The 26,109-nt window shown below is 37.7% G+C and carries 27 protein-coding genes; 3 read left to right on the top strand and 24 right to left on the bottom strand.

Going from position 1 to position 26,109, the window contains the following annotated elements; genetic code table 11:
* Positions 1 to 22 precede the first annotated feature (22 nt).
* The 20 genes from ftsA to GJU32_RS01175 all read right to left on the bottom strand — a co-directional run bounded on the left by ftsA (position 23) and on the right by GJU32_RS01175 (position 19,562).
* Positions 23 to 1,306 carry a cell division protein FtsA gene (gene ftsA / locus GJU32_RS01270; protein WP_155590143.1) on the bottom strand — a complete coding sequence of 428 codons (1,284 nt, stop codon included), beginning with the start codon at positions 1,304 to 1,306 and terminating at the stop codon, positions 23 to 25.
* 94 nt (positions 1,307 to 1,400) lie between these two features.
* A complete protein-coding gene (locus GJU32_RS01265) occupies positions 1,401 to 1,772 on the bottom strand; it encodes a small basic family protein (RefSeq protein ID WP_155590142.1) in 372 nt (123 codons plus the stop codon).
* Positions 1,773 to 1,775: 3 nt separating this feature from the next.
* Positions 1,776 to 2,495, bottom strand: a complete 720-nt coding sequence (locus GJU32_RS01260; protein ID WP_155590141.1) for a DUF881 domain-containing protein — start codon at positions 2,493 to 2,495, stop codon at positions 1,776 to 1,778.
* Between the two features lie 107 nt (positions 2,496 to 2,602).
* On the bottom strand, positions 2,603 to 3,331 hold the full coding sequence (locus GJU32_RS01255) for a DUF881 domain-containing protein (protein WP_155590140.1): 729 nt from the start codon (positions 3,329 to 3,331) through the stop codon (positions 2,603 to 2,605).
* Positions 3,309 to 4,142, bottom strand: a complete 834-nt coding sequence (locus tag GJU32_RS01250; protein WP_155590139.1) for a cell division protein FtsQ/DivIB — start codon at positions 4,140 to 4,142, stop codon at positions 3,309 to 3,311. The genes GJU32_RS01255 and GJU32_RS01250 overlap by 23 nt, the downstream gene beginning before the upstream one ends.
* A 21-nt stretch (positions 4,143 to 4,163) precedes the next feature.
* Entirely contained in the window at positions 4,164 to 5,243 is a 1,080-nt protein-coding gene (gene ftsW / locus GJU32_RS01245) for a putative lipid II flippase FtsW (protein ID WP_155590138.1), read from the bottom strand.
* Positions 5,244 to 5,283: 40 nt separating this feature from the next.
* On the bottom strand, positions 5,284 to 6,633 hold the full coding sequence (gene murD / locus GJU32_RS01240; protein WP_155590137.1) for a UDP-N-acetylmuramoyl-L-alanine--D-glutamate ligase: 1,350 nt from the start codon (positions 6,631 to 6,633) through the stop codon (positions 5,284 to 5,286).
* The gene (gene mraY / locus GJU32_RS01235; RefSeq protein WP_155590136.1) at positions 6,633 to 7,604 is read right to left on the bottom strand and encodes a phospho-N-acetylmuramoyl-pentapeptide-transferase; all 972 of its coding nucleotides are present in this window, start codon (positions 7,602 to 7,604) and stop codon (positions 6,633 to 6,635) included. The genes murD and mraY overlap by 1 nt, the downstream gene beginning before the upstream one ends.
* A gap of 125 nt (positions 7,605 to 7,729) precedes the next feature.
* Positions 7,730 to 9,646 carry a stage V sporulation protein D gene (locus GJU32_RS01230; protein ID WP_155590135.1) on the bottom strand — a complete coding sequence of 639 codons (1,917 nt, stop codon included), beginning with the start codon at positions 9,644 to 9,646 and terminating at the stop codon, positions 7,730 to 7,732.
* Positions 9,647 to 9,703: 57 nt separating this feature from the next.
* Positions 9,704 to 11,926, bottom strand: coding sequence for a penicillin-binding protein (locus GJU32_RS01225; RefSeq protein ID WP_155590134.1), 2,223 nt, complete (start codon positions 11,924 to 11,926; stop codon positions 9,704 to 9,706).
* Positions 11,923 to 12,294, bottom strand: coding sequence for a cell division protein FtsL (ftsL, locus tag GJU32_RS01220; protein ID WP_155590133.1), 372 nt, complete (start codon positions 12,292 to 12,294; stop codon positions 11,923 to 11,925). The genes GJU32_RS01225 and ftsL overlap by 4 nt, the downstream gene beginning before the upstream one ends.
* A complete protein-coding gene (gene rsmH, locus GJU32_RS01215; RefSeq protein ID WP_155590132.1) occupies positions 12,295 to 13,245 on the bottom strand; it encodes a 16S rRNA (cytosine(1402)-N(4))-methyltransferase RsmH in 951 nt (316 codons plus the stop codon).
* A gap of 62 nt (positions 13,246 to 13,307) precedes the next feature.
* Positions 13,308 to 13,739 (bottom strand): division/cell wall cluster transcriptional repressor MraZ, encoded by a 432-nt coding sequence (gene mraZ / locus GJU32_RS01210; RefSeq protein WP_155590131.1) that lies wholly within the window; start codon positions 13,737 to 13,739, stop codon positions 13,308 to 13,310.
* 254 nt (positions 13,740 to 13,993) lie between these two features.
* Positions 13,994 to 15,610 (bottom strand): bacillithiol biosynthesis cysteine-adding enzyme BshC, encoded by a 1,617-nt coding sequence (gene bshC, locus GJU32_RS01205; RefSeq protein ID WP_155590130.1) that lies wholly within the window; start codon positions 15,608 to 15,610, stop codon positions 13,994 to 13,996.
* 245 nt (positions 15,611 to 15,855) lie between these two features.
* A complete protein-coding gene (locus GJU32_RS01200; protein WP_155590129.1) occupies positions 15,856 to 16,251 on the bottom strand; it encodes a DUF3397 domain-containing protein in 396 nt (131 codons plus the stop codon).
* The gene (locus tag GJU32_RS01195) at positions 16,248 to 17,150 is read right to left on the bottom strand and encodes a ketopantoate reductase family protein (RefSeq protein WP_155590128.1); all 903 of its coding nucleotides are present in this window, start codon (positions 17,148 to 17,150) and stop codon (positions 16,248 to 16,250) included. Before GJU32_RS01195 ends, GJU32_RS01200 begins: the two co-directional genes overlap by 4 nt.
* Before the next feature lie 261 nt (positions 17,151 to 17,411).
* Positions 17,412 to 17,789 (bottom strand): transcriptional regulator, encoded by a 378-nt coding sequence (locus tag GJU32_RS01190; protein WP_155590127.1) that lies wholly within the window; start codon positions 17,787 to 17,789, stop codon positions 17,412 to 17,414.
* 110 nt (positions 17,790 to 17,899) lie between these two features.
* Complete coding sequence (locus GJU32_RS01185) at positions 17,900 to 18,667, bottom strand: enoyl-CoA hydratase/isomerase family protein (RefSeq protein ID WP_155590126.1); 768 nt, start codon at positions 18,665 to 18,667, stop codon at positions 17,900 to 17,902.
* Between the two features lie 163 nt (positions 18,668 to 18,830).
* Positions 18,831 to 19,004, bottom strand: coding sequence for a 50S ribosomal protein L32 (rpmF, locus tag GJU32_RS01180; RefSeq protein ID WP_010858320.1), 174 nt, complete (start codon positions 19,002 to 19,004; stop codon positions 18,831 to 18,833).
* A gap of 24 nt (positions 19,005 to 19,028) precedes the next feature.
* On the bottom strand, positions 19,029 to 19,562 hold the full coding sequence (locus tag GJU32_RS01175; protein ID WP_155590125.1) for a YceD family protein: 534 nt from the start codon (positions 19,560 to 19,562) through the stop codon (positions 19,029 to 19,031).
* Positions 19,563 to 19,729: 167 nt separating this feature from the next.
* On the opposite strand from GJU32_RS01175, the gene GJU32_RS01170 reads away from it, so the two are divergent.
* A complete protein-coding gene (locus GJU32_RS01170) occupies positions 19,730 to 20,941 on the top strand; it encodes a nucleotidyltransferase (RefSeq protein ID WP_155590124.1) in 1,212 nt (403 codons plus the stop codon).
* Between the two features lie 45 nt (positions 20,942 to 20,986).
* Here GJU32_RS01170 and GJU32_RS01165 read toward each other — a convergent pair whose 3' ends face one another.
* Positions 20,987 to 22,033: a SepM family pheromone-processing serine protease gene (locus GJU32_RS01165; protein ID WP_155590123.1), complete on the bottom strand. Its 1,047-nt coding sequence runs from the start codon at positions 22,031 to 22,033 to the stop codon at positions 20,987 to 20,989.
* A 118-nt stretch (positions 22,034 to 22,151) separates the two neighbouring features.
* On the opposite strand from GJU32_RS01165, the gene GJU32_RS01160 reads away from it, so the two are divergent.
* Positions 22,152 to 23,051, top strand: a complete 900-nt coding sequence (locus GJU32_RS01160; RefSeq protein WP_230874891.1) for a hypothetical protein — start codon at positions 22,152 to 22,154, stop codon at positions 23,049 to 23,051.
* Between the two features lie 58 nt (positions 23,052 to 23,109).
* Here GJU32_RS01160 and coaD read toward each other — a convergent pair whose 3' ends face one another.
* The 3 genes from coaD to GJU32_RS01145 all read right to left on the bottom strand — a co-directional run bounded on the left by coaD (position 23,110) and on the right by GJU32_RS01145 (position 25,663).
* On the bottom strand, positions 23,110 to 23,601 hold the full coding sequence (gene coaD / locus GJU32_RS01155) for a pantetheine-phosphate adenylyltransferase (protein WP_155590122.1): 492 nt from the start codon (positions 23,599 to 23,601) through the stop codon (positions 23,110 to 23,112).
* Position 23,602: 1 nt separating this feature from the next.
* Positions 23,603 to 24,169, bottom strand: a complete 567-nt coding sequence (gene rsmD, locus GJU32_RS01150) for a 16S rRNA (guanine(966)-N(2))-methyltransferase RsmD (protein WP_155590121.1) — start codon at positions 24,167 to 24,169, stop codon at positions 23,603 to 23,605.
* Positions 24,170 to 24,241: 72 nt separating this feature from the next.
* Positions 24,242 to 25,663, bottom strand: a complete 1,422-nt coding sequence (locus tag GJU32_RS01145; RefSeq protein ID WP_155590120.1) for an RNA polymerase II — start codon at positions 25,661 to 25,663, stop codon at positions 24,242 to 24,244.
* A gap of 56 nt (positions 25,664 to 25,719) precedes the next feature.
* On the opposite strand from GJU32_RS01145, the gene GJU32_RS01140 reads away from it, so the two are divergent.
* Positions 25,720 to 26,109: a DUF7147 family protein gene (locus GJU32_RS01140; protein ID WP_155590119.1), complete on the top strand. Its 390-nt coding sequence runs from the start codon at positions 25,720 to 25,722 to the stop codon at positions 26,107 to 26,109.

The raw sequence follows: 26,109 nt of genomic DNA, 5'->3' as shown, positions 1-26,109 counted from the left end.
TATCAATCATTACGCATTCTAGTTAATCAAAAAACTTATCAAATAATTTTTTTGCTCTCCCGATTACGCTTTCTTTTGGTTCTGAAGGTGTAGAGTACTCTTGCTTTTTATTGATAGCTGTTTGAGCACCTACAACTGCATATTCAACAGGTTGCGTATTCGTACTTTTACCGTAAAAATCATCTTCTAAATAGGCGTAACGAATAAGTCCAACTGCCGTCGCAAATGATGGCTCTCTAACGCCAATATAATCGGGTGTATAGATTCTTACACGCGTTTGTAGAATTTGACGTGCTAATTGGGCGATACCCTCAAGCTTTGCAACACCACCTGTTAGCACAACGCCACCCGGTAAATCTCGAACACCTAAACGCGCTAATTCATCAATAACTAACTCCAATAATTCTTCTAAACGAGCACCAATAATTTCTGATATAAAACGCTGGCTGTACTGATCAGTAGAATCTGTACCTACGATAGGCACTTCAAAGAGTTCATCATCAGATGCATCATCATAAAAGGCATGTCCAAATTGGTGTTTGATTTGTTCTGCTTGTTCTGTTGGTGTTTTTAAAACGATCGAAATATCTTTCGTTATATGATCACCACCAACTGGTATGACACCAGTATGAGTTAACAATCCCTCTTCAAATACTGTAATTGTTGTAGATCCGCCCCCTAAGTCTATAAAGGCAGTCCCTTGGTTTTTTTCATCTTCTGTTAATGCAAAGTAGCCTGATGCTAATGGCTGTAAATATATTTCTCGTATACTTAAACCAGCTCGTTCGACACAACGAAGTACATTGTGTAAAAGAGTTTTGGATGTCGTAATCATTGTCGCATCCATTTCAAGTCGGATGCCAATCATACCACGAGGATCTTTAATTTCATCAAGGTTGTCCACAATAAACTGTCTTGGAATGATGTTAACTAATTCACGTTCAGGAGGTATTGACATGACTTGTGCAGATTCTACCACTCTGTCTAAATCATCATCTGTAATTTCTCTGTTTTCACTATTTACAGCGACAACACCTTTAACTAGCTGTAACATCGTCTGGTTAGCTGGAACGCCTAGAACGACTTCATGGATTTGATAACCTGTCATTCGTTCGGCCTGTTCAATTGCTTTTCGAATAGATTGTACTGTTGCATCGATATCAACAATTGCACCTTTTCGAACGCCATTCGACTTTACATTTCCGACGCCAATTACATGTAATTGCCCGTCACTCATTTCACCTATTAATACCTTGATAGAGGAGGACCCTATATCAAGAGAAATGTATAAATCTTGCTGATTCAATTCGCTGCACCTCCTTGAAAATGCTCTTATTTTCATTCTATTGTAAATTTGGCATAATGTCTAAGCAAATCGAGTAATTTTGTCAATTTTTCTCTCATTCTATGGAAGTTTTTTTTCTCTTGTGACGTTTATCATCTAAGCGAGTTAGTAAAATACGCCTAATAATCGCTATATTTTGGAATAAACGTACTCCAAAAGCGAAGATGGCTGCTAAATACAAATCTATCCCCAAATTCACGCCTATAAAGGCTAAGCCTGCTGCTAGAACTATATTAAAAAAGAATCCTGATACAAAAACTTTATCGTCGTAAACTTGCTGTAATTGAGCGCGAATACCACCAAATAATGTATCTAGAGCTGCTAAAACAGCTATTGACAGATAATTTTCATACATAGAGGGGATTTGTATATTTGTTAACAAACCAAGGGCAAGTCCAAATATCAAACCTAAAAATGGTAGCCACATATATTAATCTCCTTTTTTTACCTCTGCTAAATAATCATTTGTCAATGGCTGATCAAATGCTGGAATTTGTAACTGGTCGGTCGGTTCTTCAATCACTAAGTTAAAATTATCTAAATAAAATGAGTCAATAAATGTTGAGGCTTGTAGTGAATTATACAATTTTTGAGCTGCTTTAAAATTGCTTGTCCCAACATGTATTTCAAAAGACGGTGAAGACAGTGGTATACTGTTCACTGTTGACTTACCATTTATATCCCGAATGGCTGTTGTCTGAACTACTCGATTACCATCAATTGAGACACTAGTAGCATCGTTTTTAAAAAGCGTATTTAATAATTGAGTTAACAAATCGGGTGAAATTTCTTTTATTTCATAACCCATTTCAATTAATTCAGGTGCAGGTTCAACACGAAGTATGACACCTGGCCCTATTACTTCTGATAATCCTGCCTGTAGCTTTAAACGATTCAATGTTTCATTTAAGGCCGCTTGCTGATTTACTTTTTCAGATTGCTCATAGCGATCCACTACTTCATGAAGTGAGCGAATTTCTGCCAGTAATGCGGAATGTCTTTGCTTTTCTTGTGCTAATTCCTCTCTTATTGCCCAAATATCTCGTGTATCTCGCTCAGCTGGTTTTTGTATGGTATTGTATTGTACCGCTATCATCAAACCGATAATAAATAGCACGATCGTTATTCGGGTGTACATATTTCTTTGCAAAATAGCCCCTCCTAGACGTATCGTATGCCCCTCAGAATCCGATTGCTATCAGACTTATATACCTGGGGGATAAACTAGACTTTAAACATGAAATATAGAACTTGTCCTTAACTTTCTATTTTTACTTTTGGCATTGAAAGTTTTTGATTTTCTTCTAATGACACAACAATATTGTCATTTAATAACTGATCCACTACACCACCATTTAAATTTAAAGAAGCCATTAACGTTTCTGAATCACCTACAGCTTCTATCACAAAAGGAGCAGGGTGCTGTGTACCATCAATTGTTATTACTGGACCATTACAACGAATATAGGAATTGGCCATAACTCGTTGCCCATTGATGGCAATGGCTTGAGCACCTGAAATTTTTAGTTCATTCAGCAATTTAAAAACATGACTTTCATGGACGATATAGTCATTTGGATTCAATGATTTCGGGTCATAATCTCCATCTTGAAGAGTCACACGTATTCCTTTTCCCTCACTCTTCAGCTCTCCAAGTAATAGCCGTAAATCCTCTGCATGTTCAACAAGCTTCTTATAGTCCTTCTCGTTTGAGGCAAACGATTTTTCGTACTTTCGGATCTGTTCTTGTAAATTATTTAGTTCATCTGAGAGCTCTTTATTGCGTTCTTGTTGTGTGATTAATTCTTCACGATAGGAATCTTCTTGCTCAAAAAGCTCTGAATCAATAGTACCTGCTTCCCGATTATCTTTCGCTTGGTTGTATGAATAGCCAATAATAAACCCTGTTGTTATACAAACAATTAGTAATTCAAATTGTTTTCTAGTAATAAAACTCCCTTTGCTATTCGTCTTCTTGTTGTTCATCTTCTGTCACTTCCTGGTTAACCATTTCCCCATCTGCATTCGCTTCCATGTCAATACTTATCTTGTTGTACTCCTCGTTAAAAGGACGATAATATGAACCAACCTCTAAATCGATCACACCTTTTTCTAAGTTGGCAATTTGCGCTACTATTGAGGGGTAATAATTTAACTTTTCCGCTAGCGTCTGAATGACAGCACGTACTTCATAGCCATCATTCATATAAAGCTTTACTGCATTCGGATTGGCATCATTACTATTTGTGTTAACCTGAGAAATTAAAGCTAATACTTCTGGCTTTAATTGCGCTAACTGTTCAACAAGCTTATTAATTGTTTTTTCTCCAGTTATACCAATAAAAACAGGTGCATCAATTGGCGTATCATTTCCCGCTTGTTCAAAGCGTTTGCCGTTTTCTAATAATGGATAATAGGTGCCGTCCCCAGCTAAATAGGCAACTTTTTTCCATTCTTTAATATCAATCGTTACACCTTGCAGCCAGTTACGTTTAACATGCGCTTCTTTTACCCATTTATCCTTTAATAAAATCTTCTCAATATCTTCTACTTTAAAACCCCACATTGACTTCCCTGATGTAAGAGTACTTGCCTCCAAATAATATTGATCATTGGAAAGCTTAGCACCATTGACCGTTATGCTATCGATTTTACTGTATGGAGATTGAAAATAAAGGAGTACTGCTAACACAATAAAGAAAAGTAATATTAGCACTATAAATTTCCGATTTGTACGCTTTTTTCGTCGCTTTTTTAGCGTAGGTATGCGATCTTCTATATCAATTACTTTCTCCATAAAAGTACTCCTCCTTTATATTTATTTCGCTAATTGATAAATAATACCTATTATTAACCACATTGTTACTAAAGATGTTCCTCCGTAGCTAATGAAGGGTAGTGTAACACCCGTTACTGGCACTAAACCTATAACTACAGCTATATTAAGAAATGCTTGCACCATTAGCATCGTGACAAGCCCTATAATCGCATAATAGGATGTTCGATTTTTAGCCTGTACAGCAAATTTATAACCTGCATAAATTGTCAGTACAAAAAGCGCTAAAATAGCGAGACCACCAATCAATCCGACTTCTTCTAAAATAATGGCGTAAATAAAATCATTTTGAGGTTCTGGTAAGTACAAAAACTTTTGACGGCTTTGTCCAAAACCATGACCAAATATCCCTGCTGGACCTATTGCCATTAAGGATTGCACCGCTTGGAATCCACTCACCAAGGGATCGGCCCATGGATCAAGAAATGCTTCTATACGCTTTAGACGATATGGGGCTGTCGCAATGAGTCCTGCCAATCCAGCAACACCAGCAAACATAATCATGGCATAAAGTTTTAAAGGATAGCCCGCGACAAAAAATAATAAAAACACAGATACAACAAGAATAAATACCGAGCCAAAATCTGGCTGCAACATGATAAGAGCAACAGGTAATAGCAGGATGAACCCGTGACGCCAATTAACAACCGGTGTGCCTGTCTTATGTTGCGCTAATATATGGCTCAAGTACACAATGACTGTAATTTTCGTTAGTTCCGCTGGCTGAATTGTTAATGGACCTAAACCAATCCAGCTTTGAGAACCATTTCGCACAAGACCAATACCTGGAATCAATACGAGAACGAGTAAAACTAACGAAAATATATAGGCCATTTTCCAAAAGGACTGCTCTCTCAAAATATTTAATCGAATCGTGATTAAAAACACGACAATGGCTACCACAAAGTATACGCTTTGCTTCATATAAAACGGCATTTTTCCACTATAATGAACAGCACTCCAATAGGTACCTGCAGAATAGACGAAAATAATGCCGATTATTGATAGCATCAAAGTTGTGACGAGCAATAAGTAGCTTTCTTTACCTCTCAGTAATGCCATCCTTCCAAGTCAAGTATATTCTAAAATAGTTACAGGCTCATTACAGCTTCATTACAGCATCAATAAAAACATCTCCGCGTATTTCAAAGCTGTCATATTGATCCCAACTTGCACATGCTGGAGATAATAAAATAATATCTCCTTCTGCAGACATCGGTGCTGCATAGTGTACAGCGTCTTCTACATTTTGAGCAATGACTGTTTTTTGGACACCACACGATTTTGCAAATTCTACAAAGCGTAAGCCAGTTTCTCCAAATGCAACAACACCTTTTACATGATTCATGCAAGGGCGAAGTTCTTCAAAAGAATGTCCTCGATCTAAGCCACCTGCGAGTAAAATAATAGGTGCTTGGAAAGCATCTAAAGCACTCTTTGTCGCTAAGCAATTTGTTGCCTTCGAGTCATTGTAAATCTTTCTTCCATTCCATTCACGTACGAATTGAGTACGGTGTCGAACTCCACCAAAAGTCGCTAAAACCTCTTCCATTTTCCCTTTATCACAGCCAACTAAAATACAAGCTGCTACTGCTGCTAAAATATTTTCTAAATTATGCTTACCAGGCAATGCAATATTGGCCCGATCCATATACGGTTCACCTTGCCAATAAATTGTTGTATCATCTGCACTGATGCCGTTTGCAGTACGTCCCTTTGAACTGAATGGAACTTTTTGAGCATTTGATTGTGCCGCATATCCAACCACAATTGGCTGGTCAGCATTATAAATAAAATAATCGCTGTCATCTTGATTACGAGTAACACCAAATTTAGCTTCTGCATAATTGTTAAAAGTTCCATGATAGTCAAGATGTGCATCATAAAGATTTGTTAAAATAGCGATTTTAGGTTTATATGTTTTTGTCCCCATCAATTGGAACGAAGACAATTCCGTTACAATAATGTCATCTATAGTGGCATCTTTTGCGACACCACAAGCAACTGTTCCAATATTCCCAGCAATCAATGGATTTTTACTTCCGTTGTTTAACATGTCAAATATTAAAGTAGTCGTCGTTGTTTTACCATTTGATCCAGTAATACCAATGAATGGTGCTTCGCTAATTAAATAAGCAAGCTCAATCTCTGTCCAGACAGGAATCTCACGACTAATGGCATCTGCCACAATTCGATTGCTATAAGGAATCCCAGGATTTTTGACTACTAGTTCAAAGCCCTCATCAAGTAAATCTTCGGGATGGCGACCACAAATCACGGTAATCCCCTTTTGTAATAACCCTTGTGCATCTGGGCTTTCATCAAATGGTTTAGAGTCATTGACTGTAACAAAGGCGCCAAGCTCATGTAAAATTTCAGCAGCTGCCACACCACTTTTTGCTAGACCTAACACAAGTACTTTTTTATGTTGTAATTCTGTATAGTTTTTCATTAGAACGCCTCCGATAAGACTGCAATCAATGCTACTGCTAGGGCAGTTGACCAGAAGACAAGCACAACTTTCCATTCTGACCAACCTGATAATTCAAAATGATGATGGATAGGACTCATTTTAAAAATACGCTTTTTACGAAGCTTAAAGCTACCTACCTGTAAAATAACGGATAATGTTTCGATTACAAACACCAAGCCAACTAGTAAAAGCAAGAACTCTTCTTTTACTAACACAGATACCATAGCTAATGCTCCACCTAATGCTAATGAACCCGTATCCCCCATAAATACCTTTGCAGGATTGGCATTAAAGAGTAAAAACCCTAATAGAGCACCTGTTACAGCAAATGTAAATAGTGCAATATCTGCTTGACTTTGGAATAGCGCAATAACACCAAATGCCGCAAAAGCTATTGAAGCAGTACCTGCCACTAGTCCGTCTAATCCATCTGTTAAATTTACCGCATTGGAGAAGCCCACTAACCAGAAAATTAAAAAGGCTACATAAAATACCCCAAGATCAATTGTCCACTCTGTAAATGGAATTGCGAGCGTTGTATCAAACGAACCTACATGCAGTAAGAAGTAAGCAAGAATAGCAATAACAATTTGACCAATCAACTTTTGAAGAGAGGTTAACCCTAAATTTCTTTTAAATACAACTTTTAAACCATCATCCAACAAGCCTATTAAACCAAACCCTGCTAATACTAATAAAAGTACTACTGTTTGTGTTGTTAATAAATCTAAAAAGCTACCTACACCAACAGTTGTCAGGAGGATAGAAATTAAGAAAATGATACCTCCCATTGTTGGCGTACCAGCTTTTTTCATATGTGATTTTGGTCCCTCTTCACGAATACTTTGCCCAAACTTTAGACGACGAAGAAGTGGAATGCTAATTGGTGCCAGGATAACTGTTACTATAAAAGCAAGAGCTAAAATGGTAAGTGTTGTTGCGAGTTTCATTGAAAAATCTCCTTTAAATCTTGTTTCACTTTCTTCTTTAAGAAAAAAGCATAAACTTTCATTTATTTATTACTACCCTTCATAATAATAGTGGTTCTTTCCCATTTTTTAAAGGTAAAGTTATTTTAGTTCTCCAAATATAAATGAATGGTACCATCTTGTTTGATAACACTATCCACTTCAGGTAATTGGTTACCAATTTTAGTCCCTTCACCATGCCATTCTATTCGGAATGGATAAAATTGCTTGGCAATATCATCCTTCGTTTGACCAATAAAATTCGGTACCTTCACAGTAATTGGATCACCATAACGATAATCCTTTTCAAGCTGTTCCTTCGATTTTTCAATACCTACAAAAGGTGCAACATCCTCAATAATTTGCCCAACAATAGGTGCTGCTACAACGCCACCAAACTGTGTCGTCTTTTTCGGATTGTCTACTGCCACATAGACAACAATTTGCGGATTATCCGCTGGTGCAAAGCCAATAAAAGATACGATATATTCTCCACTTTTATAACGACCATTTTCCACTTTTTGTGCTGTTCCTGTTTTACCGCCAATTCGTAAACCATCTCTAAAGGCTTGTCGACCTGAACCATTCGCCACAACTGATTCCAAAGCACCTCGAACTTTAGCTGAAGTTTCCTCACGAATTACTTGGTTTTTTACAACCGGTTCAGTCTCTTGTATAACTTCCCCTGTATTCGGGTTAAATACCTTCTTCACAACATATGGCGTATACAGCTTGCCTCCATTGATAGCAGCAGCTACCGCTTGAACTTGTTGAATTGGCGTCACAGCTACTCCTTGGCCAAATGAGGTTGTGGCCTGCTCTACTGGTCCAAAAGCTTCCTTAGAAAATAAAATCCCTGAAGCTTCACCAGCAATATTAGAACCTGTTTTTTGACCAAAGCCAAAATCTTTAATATACTGCAACAACCGCTCATTACCTAGTCGTTGCCCTAATTCTATAAAGCCTGGGTTACAGGAGTTTTCAACTACCTCTAAAAACGTTTCATGCCCATGTCCTTCACGTTTCCAGCATCGAAGTTTTGCTCCAGCAACCATCGTATAACCTGGATCGTAAAAAGTTTCGTGCTCTAAATCCACTAAATTTTCTTCCAAGGCCGCACTAAGCGTAATAATTTTAAAGGTCGAACCTGGCTCATACGTCATCCATACAGGTAAATTTCGATTGTAGATTGCAGGCTCCACTAATTGATATTCAGCTGGATTGAAAGTCGGATAGGAAGATAATGCCAAAATTTCACCATTATTTGGATTCATCGCAATGGCCAATGCTTGGTCAGCTTCATAGCGTTTCATGGCTTGTGACAATTCGCGCTCAACGACCTGTTGCACATCGACATCGATTGTTAGCTCAATTGTTGCGCCATCCTCGCCTGCTTTCCAAGCACTTGAAACATTTGGTAAATTATTACCTTTTGCATCTGTAAATAGACGGATAGCAGAAGAATTAGCCTGCAAAAATTTATCATATTCATATTCAATTCCAGCTAAGCCTTGTGCATCATAGCCAGTAAAGCCTAAAAATCGAGATAACATTGTGCCATAAGGATAATCCCTAGAATAGTCAACACCACTATATAACCCTTCAATTTGCATACCTTGTAATTCTACCGCTTTCTCATAAGGGATGTTTTTCCCTTCAGGCGCTAGCTTTACCAAATAAGCTTTTTTCTTCATTTTTTCTAATAGTTTCCCTTTATCTACTTCCAGAACTTGCGCAATTTTTTCGGCAGCTCCTTCGATATCATTACTTTGTGAGGGCATGAAATATAAAGTTGGTGCTAACTTATTAGTTACAATGCTTTCACCATCTCGATCCGTAATGTGCCCCCGCTCATTCGCAAACGGAATTTCTCGGTCCCAATTCTCTTCAGCCTTCGTTGTCAGTTCTCTTTGATCCAATACTTGCAAAAAGAACAGCCTAACAATAATCGCCACTGCTACACACATAAACAACACATATAAAATACGTAAACGTTTTTTAGAATGGATAGAAATCCACTTCATTCGACATCACACCTTGTTTTTTACAACGTATGAAATAAAGTGGACTTCTATTCAGTATTATTCATCCTCTACTTGTTCTATTTCACCCTCCGAGGCAGCTTCAACGTCTTGTACAAAACTTTCCGCAGGCGTTTTGAGCTTGACAACAATCGGTGAACTATCAGTGATAACCGTTCCTACTGATACACTTTGACTCGCCACAAAACCTTCACCGAATATTTCCATCTCTAGCCCTGTCATGGATTTGAACACTAGTAAATTTCGTAATGACCAATTCGTGAAGTCGGGTAATGTAATATCACCATCCGTCTTTAAAAATACTAAACTACCTTTTACTAGTTTTTTTGTGTCTTTTGGATATTGATCAATAATTTTACCACCACCGCCAACAACGATTGGTTGTAATCCGTCATTCGTTAACTCTACTTGAATCGCCTCAGCATTTTGACCTGTATAGTCCTGAATGCTTATATTATTCACATGCTGTACATCATCCGGATTAATATTAAGGTGCTTTAAGCTATTTAACATAACTGGATTAAATACTTTTGACACTGGCACAGATCCAAGCTCATTGTTTAACTTAGGTTTTTTCACTGAGACATACATGATTAACTGTGGATCATCAACAGGAGCCATTCCTAAAAATGAATATAGGAATTGGTTAGCACCCCAAGAATAAGTACCATCTGCTCTTGGAATTTGCGCTGTCCCTGTTTTTCCTGCAACCTCGTAATCCTCCAGGACGAAATCCTTCGCCGTACCAAATTCTGATGTTAATGTGGAGGCAAGGATTTCTCGTACTTGTTTCGCTGTATCAGCTTTAATTGGTTGTCCTTTTTCAACTGGTTCATGATTTTGAATAACTTTACCCGTTGAGGAATCGACAATACGGTCGATAACATATGGCTGCATCATCTTACCTTCATTCGCAATAGCAGTCATCGCTTGGATCATTTGGATAGGTGTTACGGTTGATCCTTGTCCATAAGTTGTTGTCACTCGTTGGATTGGATACTTAGATAATATTGTACCTTTTGCTTCATTCGGTAAATCAATGCCTGTTTTGTGACCAAAGCCGAATCGATCTAAATATTCAATGAAGACATCATCGCCAATCAATTTTAATAGATTTGCCATTGCTGTGTTCGAAGATCGTTGGAAACCTTGCAAATAGCTAATACGTCCCCAGCCGACTTGATTATGGTCTCGAATTGTTCGGTCATGTACTGTATAAGAACCCGATTGGAATTTCTCATTTGGTGCCCATGTATTTGTATCAATAGCTGACGCAAGCGTGAATATTTTCATCGTTGAACCTGGCTCAATCGTTTCTTCAATTACCTCGTTCAGCCATTTCATGTTTTGGTTATCACGTGTTTCTGGATTAAACGTTGGACGCTGAGACATCGCTAAAATTTTTCCTGTTTTTGGGTCCGCTACGACCGCTGTCATGGATTCAGGATTATATTCCTTTTCAACCTCTGTCATCTTTTCCTCTAAAAAGCTTTGAATTGTTTTATCGAGCGTTAAATAAATGTCATCCCCATTTTTAGCAGGCGTTATCATTTTCTCGCTGTTCGGCAGTAAGTAATGATATGCGTCCGTCTCATATTCAACTTTACCGTTGACACCTGTCAATTCTTTATCATACGTATATTCTAGGCCCATCTCTCCTTTTGTTGTAACCGTTCCATCATCATTGTCCTTTTTCAGTGCATAACCTATTAGATGAGAGGCAAATACACCATTTGGATAATAACGCTTTAAATCACTAATAAATAGGATTCCAGGCAATTTTTCTTCCTTTATTTTACTCATGACCTCGTGACTAATGCCACGGCCTGCGCTCCCAAACTCAACTTGGTATAAAGGTTCACCGTCACTTCTATATCGGTTATTCAATTTCTTAAGGATATCTTCTTCCTTCAAGGCTGGTATATTTTCAGCAAGAACTTTTGCTGTTTTTTCGGCATCTATAACATGTCTTGGCTTCTTTGGATTTGTTGTAGCCGCTTCACTTACGATAGCAATCATGCGATAACTTAATGTATCTTCCGCAATAACTTGACCAGTTCGATCATAAATCTTCCCACGATTTGCTGTAATAACACTTTCCTTACCATACTTGGCTGCTGCTCTGGCTGCAAGCTCTTGTCCTTCTGCTTCGCCTGTTACCTGAATCGTCAACATTCTTGTGAATAATAGAAAAAAGAGCCCTCCATAAAAAATTAATAATAGAAAGGCTCCCCATTGGAATCGAAATCTCTTTTTTTTCATTCTCCCGGCACTACCTTTACATTTTTCTCATTTTGAGTTAAACCGAGTTCTTTGGCTTTTTTCCATATGTTTTCGTATGTAGAAAGTTCACTTACACGAACCGTTAAGTCAACATTCTGTTTCGCAATCTCTTCTGTTTCTGATTCGATTTTTTGAATGTCCATACTCGTTGTTTGAATAGCTGCTTGTTTATTTAGCACTAGTACTCCTAATACAGCAATAATGCCAATAAAAACAATTAGCATTGTCTTTTCAAATTTCTGGTTCGTTTTTTTACGACGTATGATAGTGGGTTGTGGACTAGGTGGTGTTGTCGGTTGTTGCACTTGTTGATGTTGGTGCTGTTGCCTTACACGAACTGCTGCCATTTACTCACGCCCTTTGTCGTTAATTTTCTCCACCACTCTAAGCTTTGCTGAACGCGCACGATTATTGACTGCCAATTCTTCATCAGAAGGAATAATTGGCTTTCGAGAAATAAGCTTTAAAGTTGGCTTCATGTCATCAGGAATTACAGGTAAATTTGGTGGTAATTCTGGTAATGATGACGCTTCCTTAAAGATTGTCTTGCATAGGCGGTCCTCCAATGAATGGAACGTAATGACACTAATGCGCCCCCCTACGTTAATCATATCAATTGCATCGACTAATGAATCCTCTGCTGCGCCTAACTCATCGTTGACAGCAATTCGTATTGCTTGGAAAATGCGCTTTGCCGGATGTCCGCCTTTTCGACGTGCCGCTGCTGGAATACCCTCTTTAATTAGTTCTACAAGTTGACCAGTTGTTTCAATCGATGCTAATTTACGTGCTTCTTCAATTTTACGAGCAACTTGCTTTGAAAACTTTTCTTCACCGTAACGGAAAAATATACGAACAAGATCTTCGTATGCCCATTTATTGACAACATCAAATGCTGTAAGTGTCGCCGTTTGATCCATACGCATATCAAGTGGTGCATCATGGTGATAGCTAAAGCCTCGTTCAGGTGTATCTAATTGTGGGGAAGATACGCCTAAGTCATATAAAATGCCATCAACCTGCTCGATACCATGAGCCAATAGCTCTTCTTTTAAATAACGGAAATTCGAATGGATAAATGTGACACGCTCAATATAGGGCGCTAATCGAATTTTCGCATTTTCGATAGCCGTCATATCTTGGTCAAAGCAAATTAAACGGCCTTTGTTTGATAATTGTTGTACTAAATATTCACTATGCCCTGCACCACCTAGTGTACAGTCCACATAAACACCATCAGGATCGATGTTCAACCCATCAACAGTTTCTTTTAATAACACGGTTGTATGATCGAACATACCACACGCTCCTTTCAGGCTCTAACCTCATTCAACTATTGCATTGTAATGCCTATTAAAAGTTAAAAATCAAAGCCAATCATATTTTCTGCAATTTCATTAAAAGATTGTTCAGACTCACTGAAGTAAGCTTCCCAAGCATCCTTAGCCCAAATCTCAATTCGATTTGAAACGCCTAGCACCACACATTCCTTTATCAGATGTGCATGTTGCATAAGAGTAGTTGGGATATTAATGCGCCCCTGCTTGTCTATTTCTACCTCTGTTGCTCCAGAAAAGAAAAACCTTGCAAATGCACGTGTATCTTTTTTGGTCATCGGTAAACCTTTTAATTTTTCTTCGAGTTTTCGCCATTCATTCATAGGATAGCCAAATAGACAGTTATCGAGACCTCTTGTGACAACAAACGTTTCGCCTAAAGCTTCACGAAATTTTGCCGGTACGATTAATCGCCCTTTCGCATCAACGGAGTGTTGATATTCTCCCATGAACATACTACTCACCCCACTTTATTAAATAATGTACCACATCCCCCCACTTTCCTCCACTTTTTTTAAAAAAAACTTGACATTTTATCACTTAATGTGCAATTAGACCTTTGGAATTTCTTTCGATATATGCTAAATGACATAAAAAAAGAGCTACCCTTAGTAGGATAGCTCCGTTTATACTATATATTTCCACATAATTTATCAAATCCACATGGTATCAAATTATTACTTAGGCATAAAGTATCTAATTCACGAGTTTATAAATAAAGTAAATAGTGGTGTTTACCAATACTATAATTTTGCTTCAGCATTTCAGCAATTAGCATAGGTCCAAACTCATTGAAATATTGGTAAGGATTATAGGTTCTTTCTTGGAAACCATCATTTGGGTACAACTCATTTTGCAGTGTCATAAATTTGCGGATAGTGGTTTCATGCTTACTTAATACGCTTTCTTCAATTTTTTGCTGTAGGTAATCAAATTGTTTCGCATGATTTTCTTGATTTTTCACAAGAATCTTATCTAAATGCAGATGCTGCTTTTCTAAATAAGATGCTAGCTCCTCGTATTTTTCCGTTAACAACTGCTGCATAGCTTGAATTTGACGTTTTGCTTCGCTATCCTGGACATCATCAATAAAGCGTTCTTTCAACTCCAACGCTTTCCCTTCCCAAACATCTGTAACGGTTAGTTGATGTTCACGTAATAATTGCTCTACATGACGTGTGACAATGGTGATATGAAGACGAGGAGCAAAAATCGGCATTTGTAAATCCAATGCTGAAAATGCATTTTTCAGTGTTGCCCAATACGCCAATTCACCTGGCCCGCCAACAAACGCAAGCACAGGCAATGTCATTTCCTGCATCAACGGACGAGTCACTACGTTATTACTTAAACGCTCGGGGTGTTTGTCTGCAATTTCCAACAGCTCTTCTTGTGTAAATTTGAGATTCGCCGCTAAATTAACAAACATCTCATTTTTTCTTTCTAAAAGGTGGCGTTCCCCATCCTCGATATAGAATAAGTTGGCTGCTTCATATGTTGCCAAAATAGGCTTACCATAGCCAGCATGCTCAAGCTCATCTTCTTTTTCTGTTACTACTCTAGCAATTTCTTCGTTGCACTGAATGATTTGTGCAAAAAATTTGCTTTCAAATTGACGGAATTGAAAGTCGGCCGCATCGATTAACAACAAGCCTTCCTCTTTGAACAATTGATTCATCAGACGGGCAAAGAAATCCGTAAATGTTTCACTATCGTTTAGTGCGTCCACCAATTGCTTAATCAGCTCTTCTGTAAACTCTGTTTCACCAATGTCTCTAATAACGGTATTAATCAATTGTGTCATCGACTCTTTATTTAGAGTTGTTGCAGAAGCCATTGTTTTACGTCTAGAGCGTTCATTATACGCGCGCTTTTTCAGTATTTCTCCGTGTACTGTATAAGTATGATTAATTTCTTCTAAATCATGATCTTCTCCAGCTATCCAGAAAACAGGGACAACAGGCTGTTGAAGTTTTGCACTTTGCTCTTTCGCTAATGCTATAACTGAAATAGCTTTATGAACTGAGTAAAGAGGACCAGTTAAGATACCTGCTTGTTGTCCACCGACTATTACCATAGCTCCTTGCTCTAGTTGTTCTAAATGTTCATTCGCTTTTTCAGATAGCCCAAGCGGCTCCATAAAGTGACGAATGATTGCTGTTAGTTCTTTTTGGCCACTGGCTTGTTGTGCTAAATACTTCGCTCTTTCCTCGAAAGCTTGATCATTATAATCGTACTCAAAAAACTGACGGATGGCAGTATTTGGTGACCAGTAATCTGCTAGCACATGATTTTTTATAGGTACTTGGATAGACTCCAGTTTCATTTAACATAAACTCCTCTACTCACTAAATCATTTCCTTACTAATAACGAGAAATTGATTCCAATTCATACTATGCACATAATGGGATAAATGTTTTTAGCCCATATCACAGCATTACTGAACTATGCATCTAATACTAAGGTACGTGAATTCAATTAATATCCCCATTTATTTGGAATGATTTTTTACTAACTCTTTTTAATGTTATTATTTTAACGCTTATAGCTTCAACATGAAAAGAAAATGCTTAGACAACCTGTAAATATTCTACTATGGATTGAATGACACCCACTATACAAATCACTACATACGCTGTACTAAGTATTAAAAATAAAAAACGCCAAATTTTCTTTAATAATGGTCTCACTTCTATTTCTTTTTTAGTACGCCAATCAATATATGTAAAAATCATAGCCATCATTATCGCAAGTATGACTAAAAGTGCCCCTACATTTACATGCCACAATACTCCAATGGCTAAAGGGACAGAAAAAAACAAGCACAATGTCGTAGCATCGGAAGCTGCTCCAAAAGCATGTGTACCAGGAATTTTAACTTTTCTGCCAACTAGATAAACAATGACAAAAAGAACAATTGGACAAAAAATGATGATACTAATAACTATATGTAATAGGTCTTTCAACTTCGTTCACCGCTCTCCTCTATTGCAAGTACTTGGTGATATAAAGTACGCAAAGTAGGCAAATTATGACCATTTACCAAAGCTTTGTTTAGAATGACGCCAACAATTGTTTCAATTTCACTTTTTCTACCTTGCAGACGATCAGCAAGCATAGATGAGGTATTCTTGGCTGTTTTCCTACATAAGTCTACCACATCACCAAAAGATATAGTGTGTTCAATATCTTCAAAAGCTTCAGTAAGCTCTCGATAAATATTTTCCAAAAGCAAAAACGCTTGTTTATTCGTCACTAACTCTCCGTTCTTCACTTGCAATACAGCAGTTAACGGATTAATTAAGCTATTAAGTACCGCTTTTGCAAAAAGCATCTGCTCAGCATTTCCAACCATTTCAATAGGAAACATTGAATTTTGTAATTGTAGGAGCTTGCGAAAGATATGTTGGTCCCCTCGCTCTACCGCTATTTTACACAGTCCCACCCCTCTATGTTGAACCATTGTTTGTCCTATCAATTGAGCACCAAAAGACACAGAACAAAAAGCGATATTTGTTTGTGGTAAGTTTAGTGCCTCCTCAAAATGCGCTAAGCCATTTTGCATAAAAAGCAATGGAATATCACTTGAAATTAAGGCTAATTGTTTGTAGAGCTTTTGCAAATGACCATATTTAACGGTAATCACTAGTAAATTTTGCGTTGGTAGAGTAGCCAAATTTGTGGTAGAAGCAACATTTAGTACAGTTTTGGTTCCATCGACATTCACACGTGTTAACTTATTGATATTTAATTCATCCACCTGTTCCTGTCTTCTTGCAACTAATGTTACCGTCACACCAGACTCCGCTAAAAAACTCGCTGTTAATTGACCTACTGCCCCAGCACCAATTACCGCTACTTTCATCGTCTACACCCTTTCCATCTCCACTCATCAATTACATCATGGCATTATTGCCGCTGTCACTTCGCTTTCAGTACAAAAAACATTTACCGAACAAAGATAAAGCTATAAGAATAAGGTGCCTCAGAATACATCTAAGGCACCTTCTATGCAGGTTCTTCTATTATACAGGATAGACTTATTATTGACGATATAGAAAAAGGGTTTTATCTCCAGGAAAGAAAAGCAATGTATTTCACGTTCAATAACTATATAATTGCGACTTTAATCTTTCATTAATGAATAACCTTGTTGCAGCCATTTTACTAATTTATCATGCTCATTTTGCAATTCACGGTGTTTCATTTCAAGAGTTTGATAAGCATCTGTTAATTCGTCAAAACTTGTCAAAGCCAATTTCAAGTGACTTCGCATAGATTGTTGTGGCTGGTTTCGTACAGCTAATAGCGACTGACTATATTGACCACGCAAAGTTTTATTCCAGCGGAAACCACAAGCTTGTTTTGTACGACCTAGTTCTATAGCTGCCATTTCAAATGCTTCCAGCTGCGTTTTGCCATTTTGCACATTATGCAAGACAATTTCTGCTAGTCTTTCATCGTCTTCCTTTGTCCATTGATCTTTTCTTTTTTTCAATTCCATAATCTATCACCCTCGCATTTTTTACTACTATATGCAGATGCGAGCAAAATAGAATCATTGCACGAAAAAAGACAGTGATCATGTTTTTCTCTCATCACTGCCTTTATACATTACTTATTATTTTTCTTCGTCAAGAAATTATTAACTGCTTGGTGATGCGCTTCACTTTCCCACAACTTTGCACAGGTGCGAACTTCCTCCATCACCCGTTCAAACATATTGCGTTCACGCCATTTTCGAAGTTCAATTTCCTTATAGGCTTTATGAACGGAAGGATGGATATTTCTCATATGTTCAATAAATTCATTCAATGCTGCTTCTTTCGAGCCTTCAAAAACACGCATTGCCCACCCTATTTCATATAGCAATTGTGCAGGATATGGCTTTGCATCCACTAGCATCTTCATTGCACGGTCATGACGTAAGCCTCGTTCGAACAGATATGTACCGCCACCCCAGCCACTTGTAATCGCTAAGGTCCCTTGAATAAAACCACATTTCGCATGGTTAGCCACTAGACGAAAATCACAAGCTGTTGCAATCTCACACCCTCCGCCTACAGCAGTACCATTTATAAGCGCTATAGTTGGTACAGATAGTGTTGCAAGATCGTATAATATTTTTCCCATCTTACTTAACATACCAAATGCCTCATCCTCTGTTTCAAGTGAATGAAACTCAGATAAGTCCCCACCCGAGCAAAACGATTTGTCTCCAGCACCTGTCACTACTAAGAAACGCACATCTTCATGCTTACGAATATATGTGATGACTTCTTGAAGACCATCCATCACCTCATCATTGACAGCATTTCGTTTCTCTTCACGATTAATCGTAAACGTCATAATGCCATCATGATTATCAATTGTATAAGACACACCTATCCCCCCTTTGTCTCAATGAATAAATTGTATCACATAATTATTTCACTATTGTATAGAACTAAGCAATCGACGAAATATTCCGTCTTTTATATCTAACAAAAAGGCTAGTAAAGAGCCATGGTCTCTCTACTAGCCTTTTAAGTGAGCAAACACTGTATTATTTGCTTACTACTTCTTTACCTTTGTATTGTCCGCAAGCTTTGCAAACACGGTGTGATAATTTTGCTTCACCACAGTTTGGGCAAGCTACCATACCAGGTACAGATAGTTTGAAATGCGTACGACGCTTTCTTTTTGCAGTTTTAGAAGTTCTTCTAAATGGTACAGCCATTGATGGCACCTCCTTACAGATCGTCTATTCGTCTGTTTGATCAAAATACTTAGCTAAATCAGCTAGTCTTGGATCCACTTTTGGTTCGTCAGCTTTTTTGTGTAGCTGCACGTCTTCATCTGTTGCGTAAGACCAGTTTTTACCACCATGCACTTGTCCTTCGGTATTCTCTTTGAATACTTGCAAAGGCACCTCAAGAAGTACTAACTCCTCAAGAACTGGTTTCATGTCGATGACTTCACCATCAAGATAGTGAATATCTCCGTCATCTTCCCCTCTTTTTTCTTCGTCAATCCAGCTGAATATTTCAACTGTCTCAACATCGATAGGAAACTCAACATCTTCCCACGTGCGTGCACATGGAAGTGTTAACGTCGCTGTCACGGTTAGCTGACAAGTCATTTGCGATGCACCGAAAGTACATAGCCCTTTTACATGAACGGGCGAAATTGCTCGAATATCCTGGTTTCGCTCCATCACCTCGTCCAGCTGGACAAAGGCATCGATCGGCATCCCGTTTTGGCGGTATTTAGATAATTGATGAATTGACCATTTCATTCGTTTAATCACCTCGAGACAACACTGTTGATTATATAATGTGTAAAAATAGATGTCAAGATAATTTCTTGTCACCACTTTAAAACCCACTTATAATTATATACTATGAGAAGTATATTTGCTCCTAACAGTTTAAAATAAAGACAAAAATTATAAGGGGGGAAAGCATGCAAGCAGTTGGAATTGTTGTTGAATATAATCCTTTTCACAACGGACATGCTTATCATTTAAAACAGGCTAAAAAAGTAGCACAAGCGGATATCGTCATCGCCGTCATGAGTGGAACCTTTTTACAACGTGGAGAACCTGCCATGGTGGATAAATGGACACGTACCAAAATGGCTCTTGCTGGCGGTGTGGATATTGTTATTGAGTTACCTTATATCTATAGTACAGCACCTGCTACAGATTTCGCAAAAGGAGCCATTTCCTTACTAAGCGCTGTTGGCTGTGACTCTTTTGCCTTTGGAAGTGAAGATGGTTCTATTCAACCCTTTTTGAACACTTTTGAGCTGATTGACAATCACCGTGCAGAATATGACAATCTCATTAAAGACAGTCTCAAAACAGGTACAAGCTATCCTAAAAGCTTACATTATGCTTACGAACAGCTTTCTCAGAAATTCCCTGCTCCATACATCGATCTTGCACAACCAAATAATATACTTGGCTTTCATTATCTTGAAGCAGCGAAGTCACTTGACCGTAACATCGAACCACTAACAATTCCTCGGATTGCAGCAGGTTACCATGATGCACTAAAGGAAGACGCATCTATCGCAAGTGCCACTGGAATACGTAAGGCCCTTGTAGCTACAAGTTCTTTACAGAGTGTTCAAAAAGTTGTCCCTGAGACAACTTTTGACTATTTAACAGACTGGCACAATAAGTATAACCAATTTGCAAGTTGGGAAGCGTTTTGGCCTTTATTACAGTTCACCATCATAAGACACACCCCTTCAGAACTTACTCGTTATGCAGAAGTAACTGAGGGAATTGAAAACGCGATTGTGAAGGCAGCCAAAACCAGTTCCTCATTCAATAGCTTTATGGAAAAAATAAAATCTAAACGTTATACATGGACTCGCCTTCAACGCATGATCACACACATCTACACAGGGTTTACAAAAGAGCAGCTACAAAGTTTTGAAGCACCCACTTTTATTCGGCTGCTAGGTATGAGCTCTATGGGTCAAGCTTATTTAGGAAAGCGAAAAAAGGATATCGAATTGCCTTTAATTAGCCGAGTTGCAGCCACTAATGATGCGATGTTAGCAATCGATATTCATGCTGCAGAGCTATACAATTTAAGTGTTGAACAAGGAACAAAAGATCTGACACTACCTAAGGATTATCAAACACCACCTATCCGTTGTTAAATGCATTAAAAGGGATGCTAGAACCTCTCTAGTATCCCTTTCATGTTATTTCGGTTGTAGTTGCTTTAAGTAGCTAATGGCATCGTCAACTGTTTTCACTGGAACGATTTTCATTTTTGTTTTAATCTCTTTTGCCGTTTTAACTGCAGTCGCATAATTTGATTCTAGCTCCGGATACTTTGCTTTCATTTCTTGAGATATTTCATCATCTGGTGCAAAAAAGATTTCCATGTCGTCACGATCAGCAGCTATGACCTTATAATCAATTCCGCCAATTCTACCAACAGAGCCATCTATTAGCATTTCACCAGTACCCGCAATGGCATAGCCTTTCGTTAAATCTTCATCAAGAAGTTGATCTAATATTTCAAGTGTAAACATCAAACCAGCAGATGGACCTCCGATATCCTCTGTTTTCATTGTCACTTTTGGATTTGTTTCAATTGACTTGTTTTCTGTATATGAAATACCTAGACCTGCCCTATGTTCTTGCGCATTCGGAATCTCCTGTAAAGTAATAGTCTCCTGTTGTTGTTCTTCATTACGTATAAATTGAATGGTTACCTTATCTCCAAGCTGTTTAGGCTTTAAAAGGTCTACTAGCATTTGCTGACTCGTTATTTTTTGACCATCAACCTCAATAATTTCATCTCCAGCCTTTAAGATACCATCTGATGCTCCACCATCTAACACGTTTAATATAAATACACCATTAAAAAGAACCTTTGTCTCTAGTCCAGCTCTTTGGAAAGCTACATATTTCGCATTAAATTGGGAATCAGACATTAATTTTAACTGTCGAATATTATATTCCTCGTCATCCTCTAAAGGATTACGTACTTGTTCAATATCCATTAACTTTTGATATTTTTGAACTTTAGCCCATAAATACGAAAATGGTGTGGCTTGCTGCATCGCAACAGTCATTAAACTCAAAGACCCTATACTATCTGCCTCTTTGCTATCAACAGTAACAAATTTACTGACATCATACGCACTTCCTGGTTTCATAATATACGCGTCTAGTCGGTATAACATCATAAAACAAATCACGACTATTAACACTGCATAAATACCAATTTTTTTCTTCACTTGAAAACACCTCCTAGGACGCTTGCAAAACCATACGTTCTTGTTTTTGCCTTTCTCACATATATTGATTTTAGCATTTGCCTATGTGAATGACAAAAAGTTGAAACGAGTTGATAACATGTTTGCTACAATTCAAATAGTGCTCTGCGTAATTCTAATTCTCTTACTCTTGTTATTCCCACAAACCGCTCATAGTGGTACTGATTTAGGCGTAAATCTTTTTATGGAAGCACTTTTTCCGTATTTATTGCCGTATCTGGTATTAACACAATGGCTTTTGCGTTTAACTGCCCCTATGCGTACAAAAACGAAAAGGGCCTCATTATACGTACAAGCCTACATCATTAGCGCACTTGGAGGCTATCCAACAGGGGCAACGACCATTGTTTATTTAAAAAATAGTGGTCAATTACACCCCAAAGAGGCAAATTTTCTACTTGCTGTTTGTCATGCACCAAGTCCACTGTTCGTTTTAGGTTTTGTAAGCCTTGATTTACTACACAGTAATACGTTCGGATGGTTGTTTTTATGTTTACTACATATGTTTAATATTTGTTGCTTAGTAACTGGTTACTTTTTATTTCGCAAAACAGACCCACCTAGTATCTCTGTACACAACACGCCACTATATAGTGCTCCTTTTTCAGAAAGTATTAAAGAAACAGCTCCAACAATTCTGTTAGTTGGTACAACCATTATCTTTTTCACAACGATTCAAACCATTGTCCAACAGGGCTTAGATCAACTAATACCAAAACTCCCCTCTACGATTGAACTTTCCATAGCAGCCATTCTTGAGGTCACAAACGGCCTTAAAATGACGGTCACAGCCTTTCCAGATCATCCGTATATCACGTTGTTAGTTGTGATTTTGTTGACCATGCAAAGTATAAGTATTCACTTGCAAATCTTTGTTATCGCAAAATCTGCAAAACTTTCTGTCAGACCCTATATAAAATTTCGCCTCCTTAGCATAATCATTGTTCCGACTATTTATGCTCTATTTTTTCTGAAATAATGATAGCTCTAAATACCAAAAAGAGGATGTCACCTTTAAATTGACATCCTCTACAAACTTATTGCGCAAAATCATATTTATCTTTTAAAGCCTTTACGACACATTCAGGAACTAGCTCACGAACATCACTACCGTATTTTGCAACCTCTTTTACTATGCTGGAACTTAGGAAAGAATATTGGTTTTTCGTCATAATGAAAAATGTTTCAATTGTTTCATCTAGAAAACGGTTCATGGAAGTAATTTGCATCTCATATTCAAAATCTGAAACCGCTCGTAAGCCACGAACAATTGCCTTTGCCTTTTTCTCCTTCGCATAGTCTATAAGAAGGCCCGAAGAACTCTCTATACGAACATTCGGTAATGTTTTTGTTACTTCAGCCATTAAAGCCATACGTTCTTCTACAGAAAACAAAGGATTCTTAGATGAATTGTTTAATACTGCTACATAGACTATATCAAACACATCCGCCGCACGTTTAATAATATCTAAATGGCCGAATGTTACAGGGTCAAAACTTCCAGGAACTACAGCAATTTTCTCAGGCAACTTATTCTCCCTCTTCCTCTGTACAGCGATAAACAGAAATAATTGTTCCGCCATACATTTCTTGTCTTGTTAAAACGAACTCACCAAAATTTTGAGGTAATTGTACCTCTTTCGCATGTTCGCATAAAATAATACCATCTTGTTGAATTTTATCGTTGTCAACGAGAATCTGTACTAAGTCATAATATTCTTGTTGATGATAAGGTGGATCTAAAAAAACTAGTTTAAACGTAATATCACGTTTTAATAGCGCTTTCACAGCACGCTTTGCATCAATGCGAAAAAGCTCTGTATCCTCTTCATAGCGACATTTTTTAATATTTTCTTGTAGCACCTGGAATGCTTTTGCATCTTTTTCAATAAAAATAGCGCGCTCTGCTCCACGACTTAGGGATTCAATACCCAAACCACCGCTTCCAGCAAACAAATCAAGCGCGATACCTCCATCAAAAAACGGTCCAATAATGTTAAATATCGATTCCTTTACTTTGTCAGTCGTAGGTCTTGTCGTATTCCCAGCTATTGCTTTTAGCGGCATTCCTTTGCGCTCTCCTGCTACAACTCTCATATCAGCATATCACCGTACTTTCATCCATATAAAATATTTTTGCAGCGAAAGGATGGCCCTCCGCTGCAAAAGTTATTGTTGTTCTTGTGTTAATACTTGAATACGCTCTTCCTTCTTTTGTAGCTCAACTAGGAACAAACGTTGTAACCAAGCTTCTTCTACATAATAATGATCAGCAATCTTAATGATTGGTTCAGAAATGGTTGAATATCTCCGTTTGTTGAATACATAGAATCCAGGCTCTTTAGGGAATCGGAATGTGCGATGCTCGCTATTTACATAAAAGCCATTCTTCCCTTCCTCAGAAGTGTAGCCAAGATAAGGCAATAACGTATCTGCCGTATACAACACTTGACCTTCATATAGAATAACATGAACGTCTTCCTTCAATACGTCATTCACATAAACATCACGTGCATCCTCAAATAATAGCGGATATGTGCCATCTTTCTGGGCTGCATTTAATGCAAAATAAGAAGTTTTACTATCTAATACTTGCGATAAATACTTGTCCATTGTATCAGGTGAAATAGGTTCATCCCCAAACTTTTTCAACGTTTCCTGCCAAGTTTGCTGTTGACTATCCGTCATGTATTCATTTAAAGTTTTGACGATTTTCTTAGTTTTATCTCCACCAATTGGATCGTTTACTAAATAGGATGCCACAACTTCTGGCAACCATTCTGGAGAATCTACAAATTTAAATTGTGTTTTGATTTGTGACAAAACAACTTCCTGCTCAACAGCTTGTGCAGTAAGTGTTGGTAAAAATAACAATCTTTCATCATGATTTGTTACTGGACTTTTCTCTTGAATAATAGTGATATGCTCATCATTTAAAAACTGTAAATTTTCTAATGATTTTAGAAAATCATTAGGTATTGCCTGCTGCGCATAGATAGATAGTACAGGCGTTTGCTCTTGAACTTTAAGTTTACCTGCTTGCCAATAAAGATCCTGGACGGTACCGTTCCCTCTAAACATTGTGTAATTGACAAGCGACAGCTGCTGTTGCCCTACTAAAGGTAAACCTGTAATCCATTGTCCATTAACTTTACTATCTGTGGAAACAGAAACAATCGAATAAGACGCTTCACCATTTATTAGTGTAGCAAAAACATTTTGAAGGAGCATCTTATTTTTTAAGCCGCCTTCTATTGGAATTATGTATGACACAGATTGTGATTTCGTTTCTCCTTTTGCAAAATAAGAGACTTCATCTGATAAACGCTCACAGCTATTCTCACTCTCAATAAAGCAACTAAGGTTTGTAGCTTTTTCTGGCCATTTGATTTTTACCTTTTGATTCGGTAAATTTTTAAAATGATGACGAATATCTAAGCTATTTTCACGATAGACAATCTCAATTTGCTGAGAGTAATGAAAATCCCCTATGCCTGTTTCTAAATCGGATGAATAAGCATGATATTGGAAAAATAATGTTCCTGTAATAATTAGTGCTAAAATAGAAAAAAAGCTTAATGCAAATTTCATGTGCTTGACCTCCCGCAGCATGATACTATGAGTATTGGAAAGGATGTGCAATTATTATGCCACAACAATTTATAGAATTAGGTGAAGGCTATGGTGATGTTTACGAGCTGCTCGAAATTATCAAAACAAATCATGAACGCTTTCATCAAGCCTTTATACTAACATCTACAAAAGAAGATAAGAAGGTGACTTCTTTAGCTGTCGCCCTCAAACCGGTTGGCGAAAGTAAGTTCATGCCTATTTACATTTGTCGAGAAGGTATCCCATACGATGAAGAACAACCAACAAAGCGACAAAACATGTTTGAAGCACAAGTAGAACAACTCAATCGAAAAGCAGTTGTTGTAGAAATAAAGCACTCATCTATATTTTCGGAATCAAAACTATTTTATCAATACTTAATCGGTATATTAAGACTAAATAACTATCTACCTGCATTGACGTAA

The organism is Lysinibacillus cavernae (assembly GCF_009724685.1).
GTDB classification, from domain to species: Bacteria; Bacillota; Bacilli; order Bacillales_A; family Planococcaceae; genus Lysinibacillus; species Lysinibacillus cavernae.
Note: the sequence above shows the minus strand (reverse complement) of the source record. Positions and strands in the feature narration are given on the sequence as shown.

What these genes read in the sequence shown, in the direction of transcription:
- GJU32_RS01175 (WP_155590125.1), bottom strand. Translation starts at nt 19,562, where the DNA reads ATGAAATGGTCAATTCATCAATTATCTAAATACCGCCAAAACGGGATG.
- GJU32_RS01140 (WP_155590119.1), top strand. Translation starts at nt 25,720, where the DNA reads ATGCCACAACAATTTATAGAATTAGGTGAAGGCTATGGTGATGTTTAC.
- GJU32_RS01170 (WP_155590124.1), top strand. Translation starts at nt 19,730, where the DNA reads ATGCAAGCAGTTGGAATTGTTGTTGAATATAATCCTTTTCACAACGGA.
- GJU32_RS01250 (WP_155590139.1), bottom strand. Translation starts at nt 4,142, where the DNA reads ATGGAGAAAGTAATTGATATAGAAGATCGCATACCTACGCTAAAAAAG.
- GJU32_RS01255 (WP_155590140.1), bottom strand. Translation starts at nt 3,331, where the DNA reads ATGAACAACAAGAAGACGAATAGCAAAGGGAGTTTTATTACTAGAAAA.
- bshC (WP_155590130.1), bottom strand. Translation starts at nt 15,610, where the DNA reads ATGAAACTGGAGTCTATCCAAGTACCTATAAAAAATCATGTGCTAGCA.
- ftsW (WP_155590138.1), bottom strand. Translation starts at nt 5,243, where the DNA reads ATGGCATTACTGAGAGGTAAAGAAAGCTACTTATTGCTCGTCACAACT.
- rsmH (WP_155590132.1), bottom strand. Translation starts at nt 13,245, where the DNA reads ATGTTCGATCATACAACCGTGTTATTAAAAGAAACTGTTGATGGGTTG.
- murD (WP_155590137.1), bottom strand. Translation starts at nt 6,633, where the DNA reads ATGAAAAACTATACAGAATTACAACATAAAAAAGTACTTGTGTTAGGT.
- GJU32_RS01160 (WP_230874891.1), top strand. Translation starts at nt 22,152, where the DNA reads ATGTTTGCTACAATTCAAATAGTGCTCTGCGTAATTCTAATTCTCTTA.
- GJU32_RS01190 (WP_155590127.1), bottom strand. Translation starts at nt 17,789, where the DNA reads ATGGAATTGAAAAAAAGAAAAGATCAATGGACAAAGGAAGACGATGAA.
- mraZ (WP_155590131.1), bottom strand. Translation starts at nt 13,739, where the DNA reads ATGTTCATGGGAGAATATCAACACTCCGTTGATGCGAAAGGGCGATTA.
- GJU32_RS01195 (WP_155590128.1), bottom strand. Translation starts at nt 17,150, where the DNA reads ATGAAAGTAGCGGTAATTGGTGCTGGGGCAGTAGGTCAATTAACAGCG.
- GJU32_RS01230 (WP_155590135.1), bottom strand. Translation starts at nt 9,646, where the DNA reads ATGAAGTGGATTTCTATCCATTCTAAAAAACGTTTACGTATTTTATAT.
- mraY (WP_155590136.1), bottom strand. Translation starts at nt 7,604, where the DNA reads ATGAAACTCGCAACAACACTTACCATTTTAGCTCTTGCTTTTATAGTA.
- rpmF (WP_010858320.1), bottom strand. Translation starts at nt 19,004, where the DNA reads ATGGCTGTACCATTTAGAAGAACTTCTAAAACTGCAAAAAGAAAGCGT.
- rsmD (WP_155590121.1), bottom strand. Translation starts at nt 24,169, where the DNA reads ATGAGAGTTGTAGCAGGAGAGCGCAAAGGAATGCCGCTAAAAGCAATA.
- GJU32_RS01225 (WP_155590134.1), bottom strand. Translation starts at nt 11,926, where the DNA reads ATGAAAAAAAAGAGATTTCGATTCCAATGGGGAGCCTTTCTATTATTA.
- GJU32_RS01265 (WP_155590142.1), bottom strand. Translation starts at nt 1,772, where the DNA reads ATGTGGCTACCATTTTTAGGTTTGATATTTGGACTTGCCCTTGGTTTG.
- GJU32_RS01145 (WP_155590120.1), bottom strand. Translation starts at nt 25,663, where the DNA reads ATGAAATTTGCATTAAGCTTTTTTTCTATTTTAGCACTAATTATTACA.
- ftsL (WP_155590133.1), bottom strand. Translation starts at nt 12,294, where the DNA reads ATGGCAGCAGTTCGTGTAAGGCAACAGCACCAACATCAACAAGTGCAA.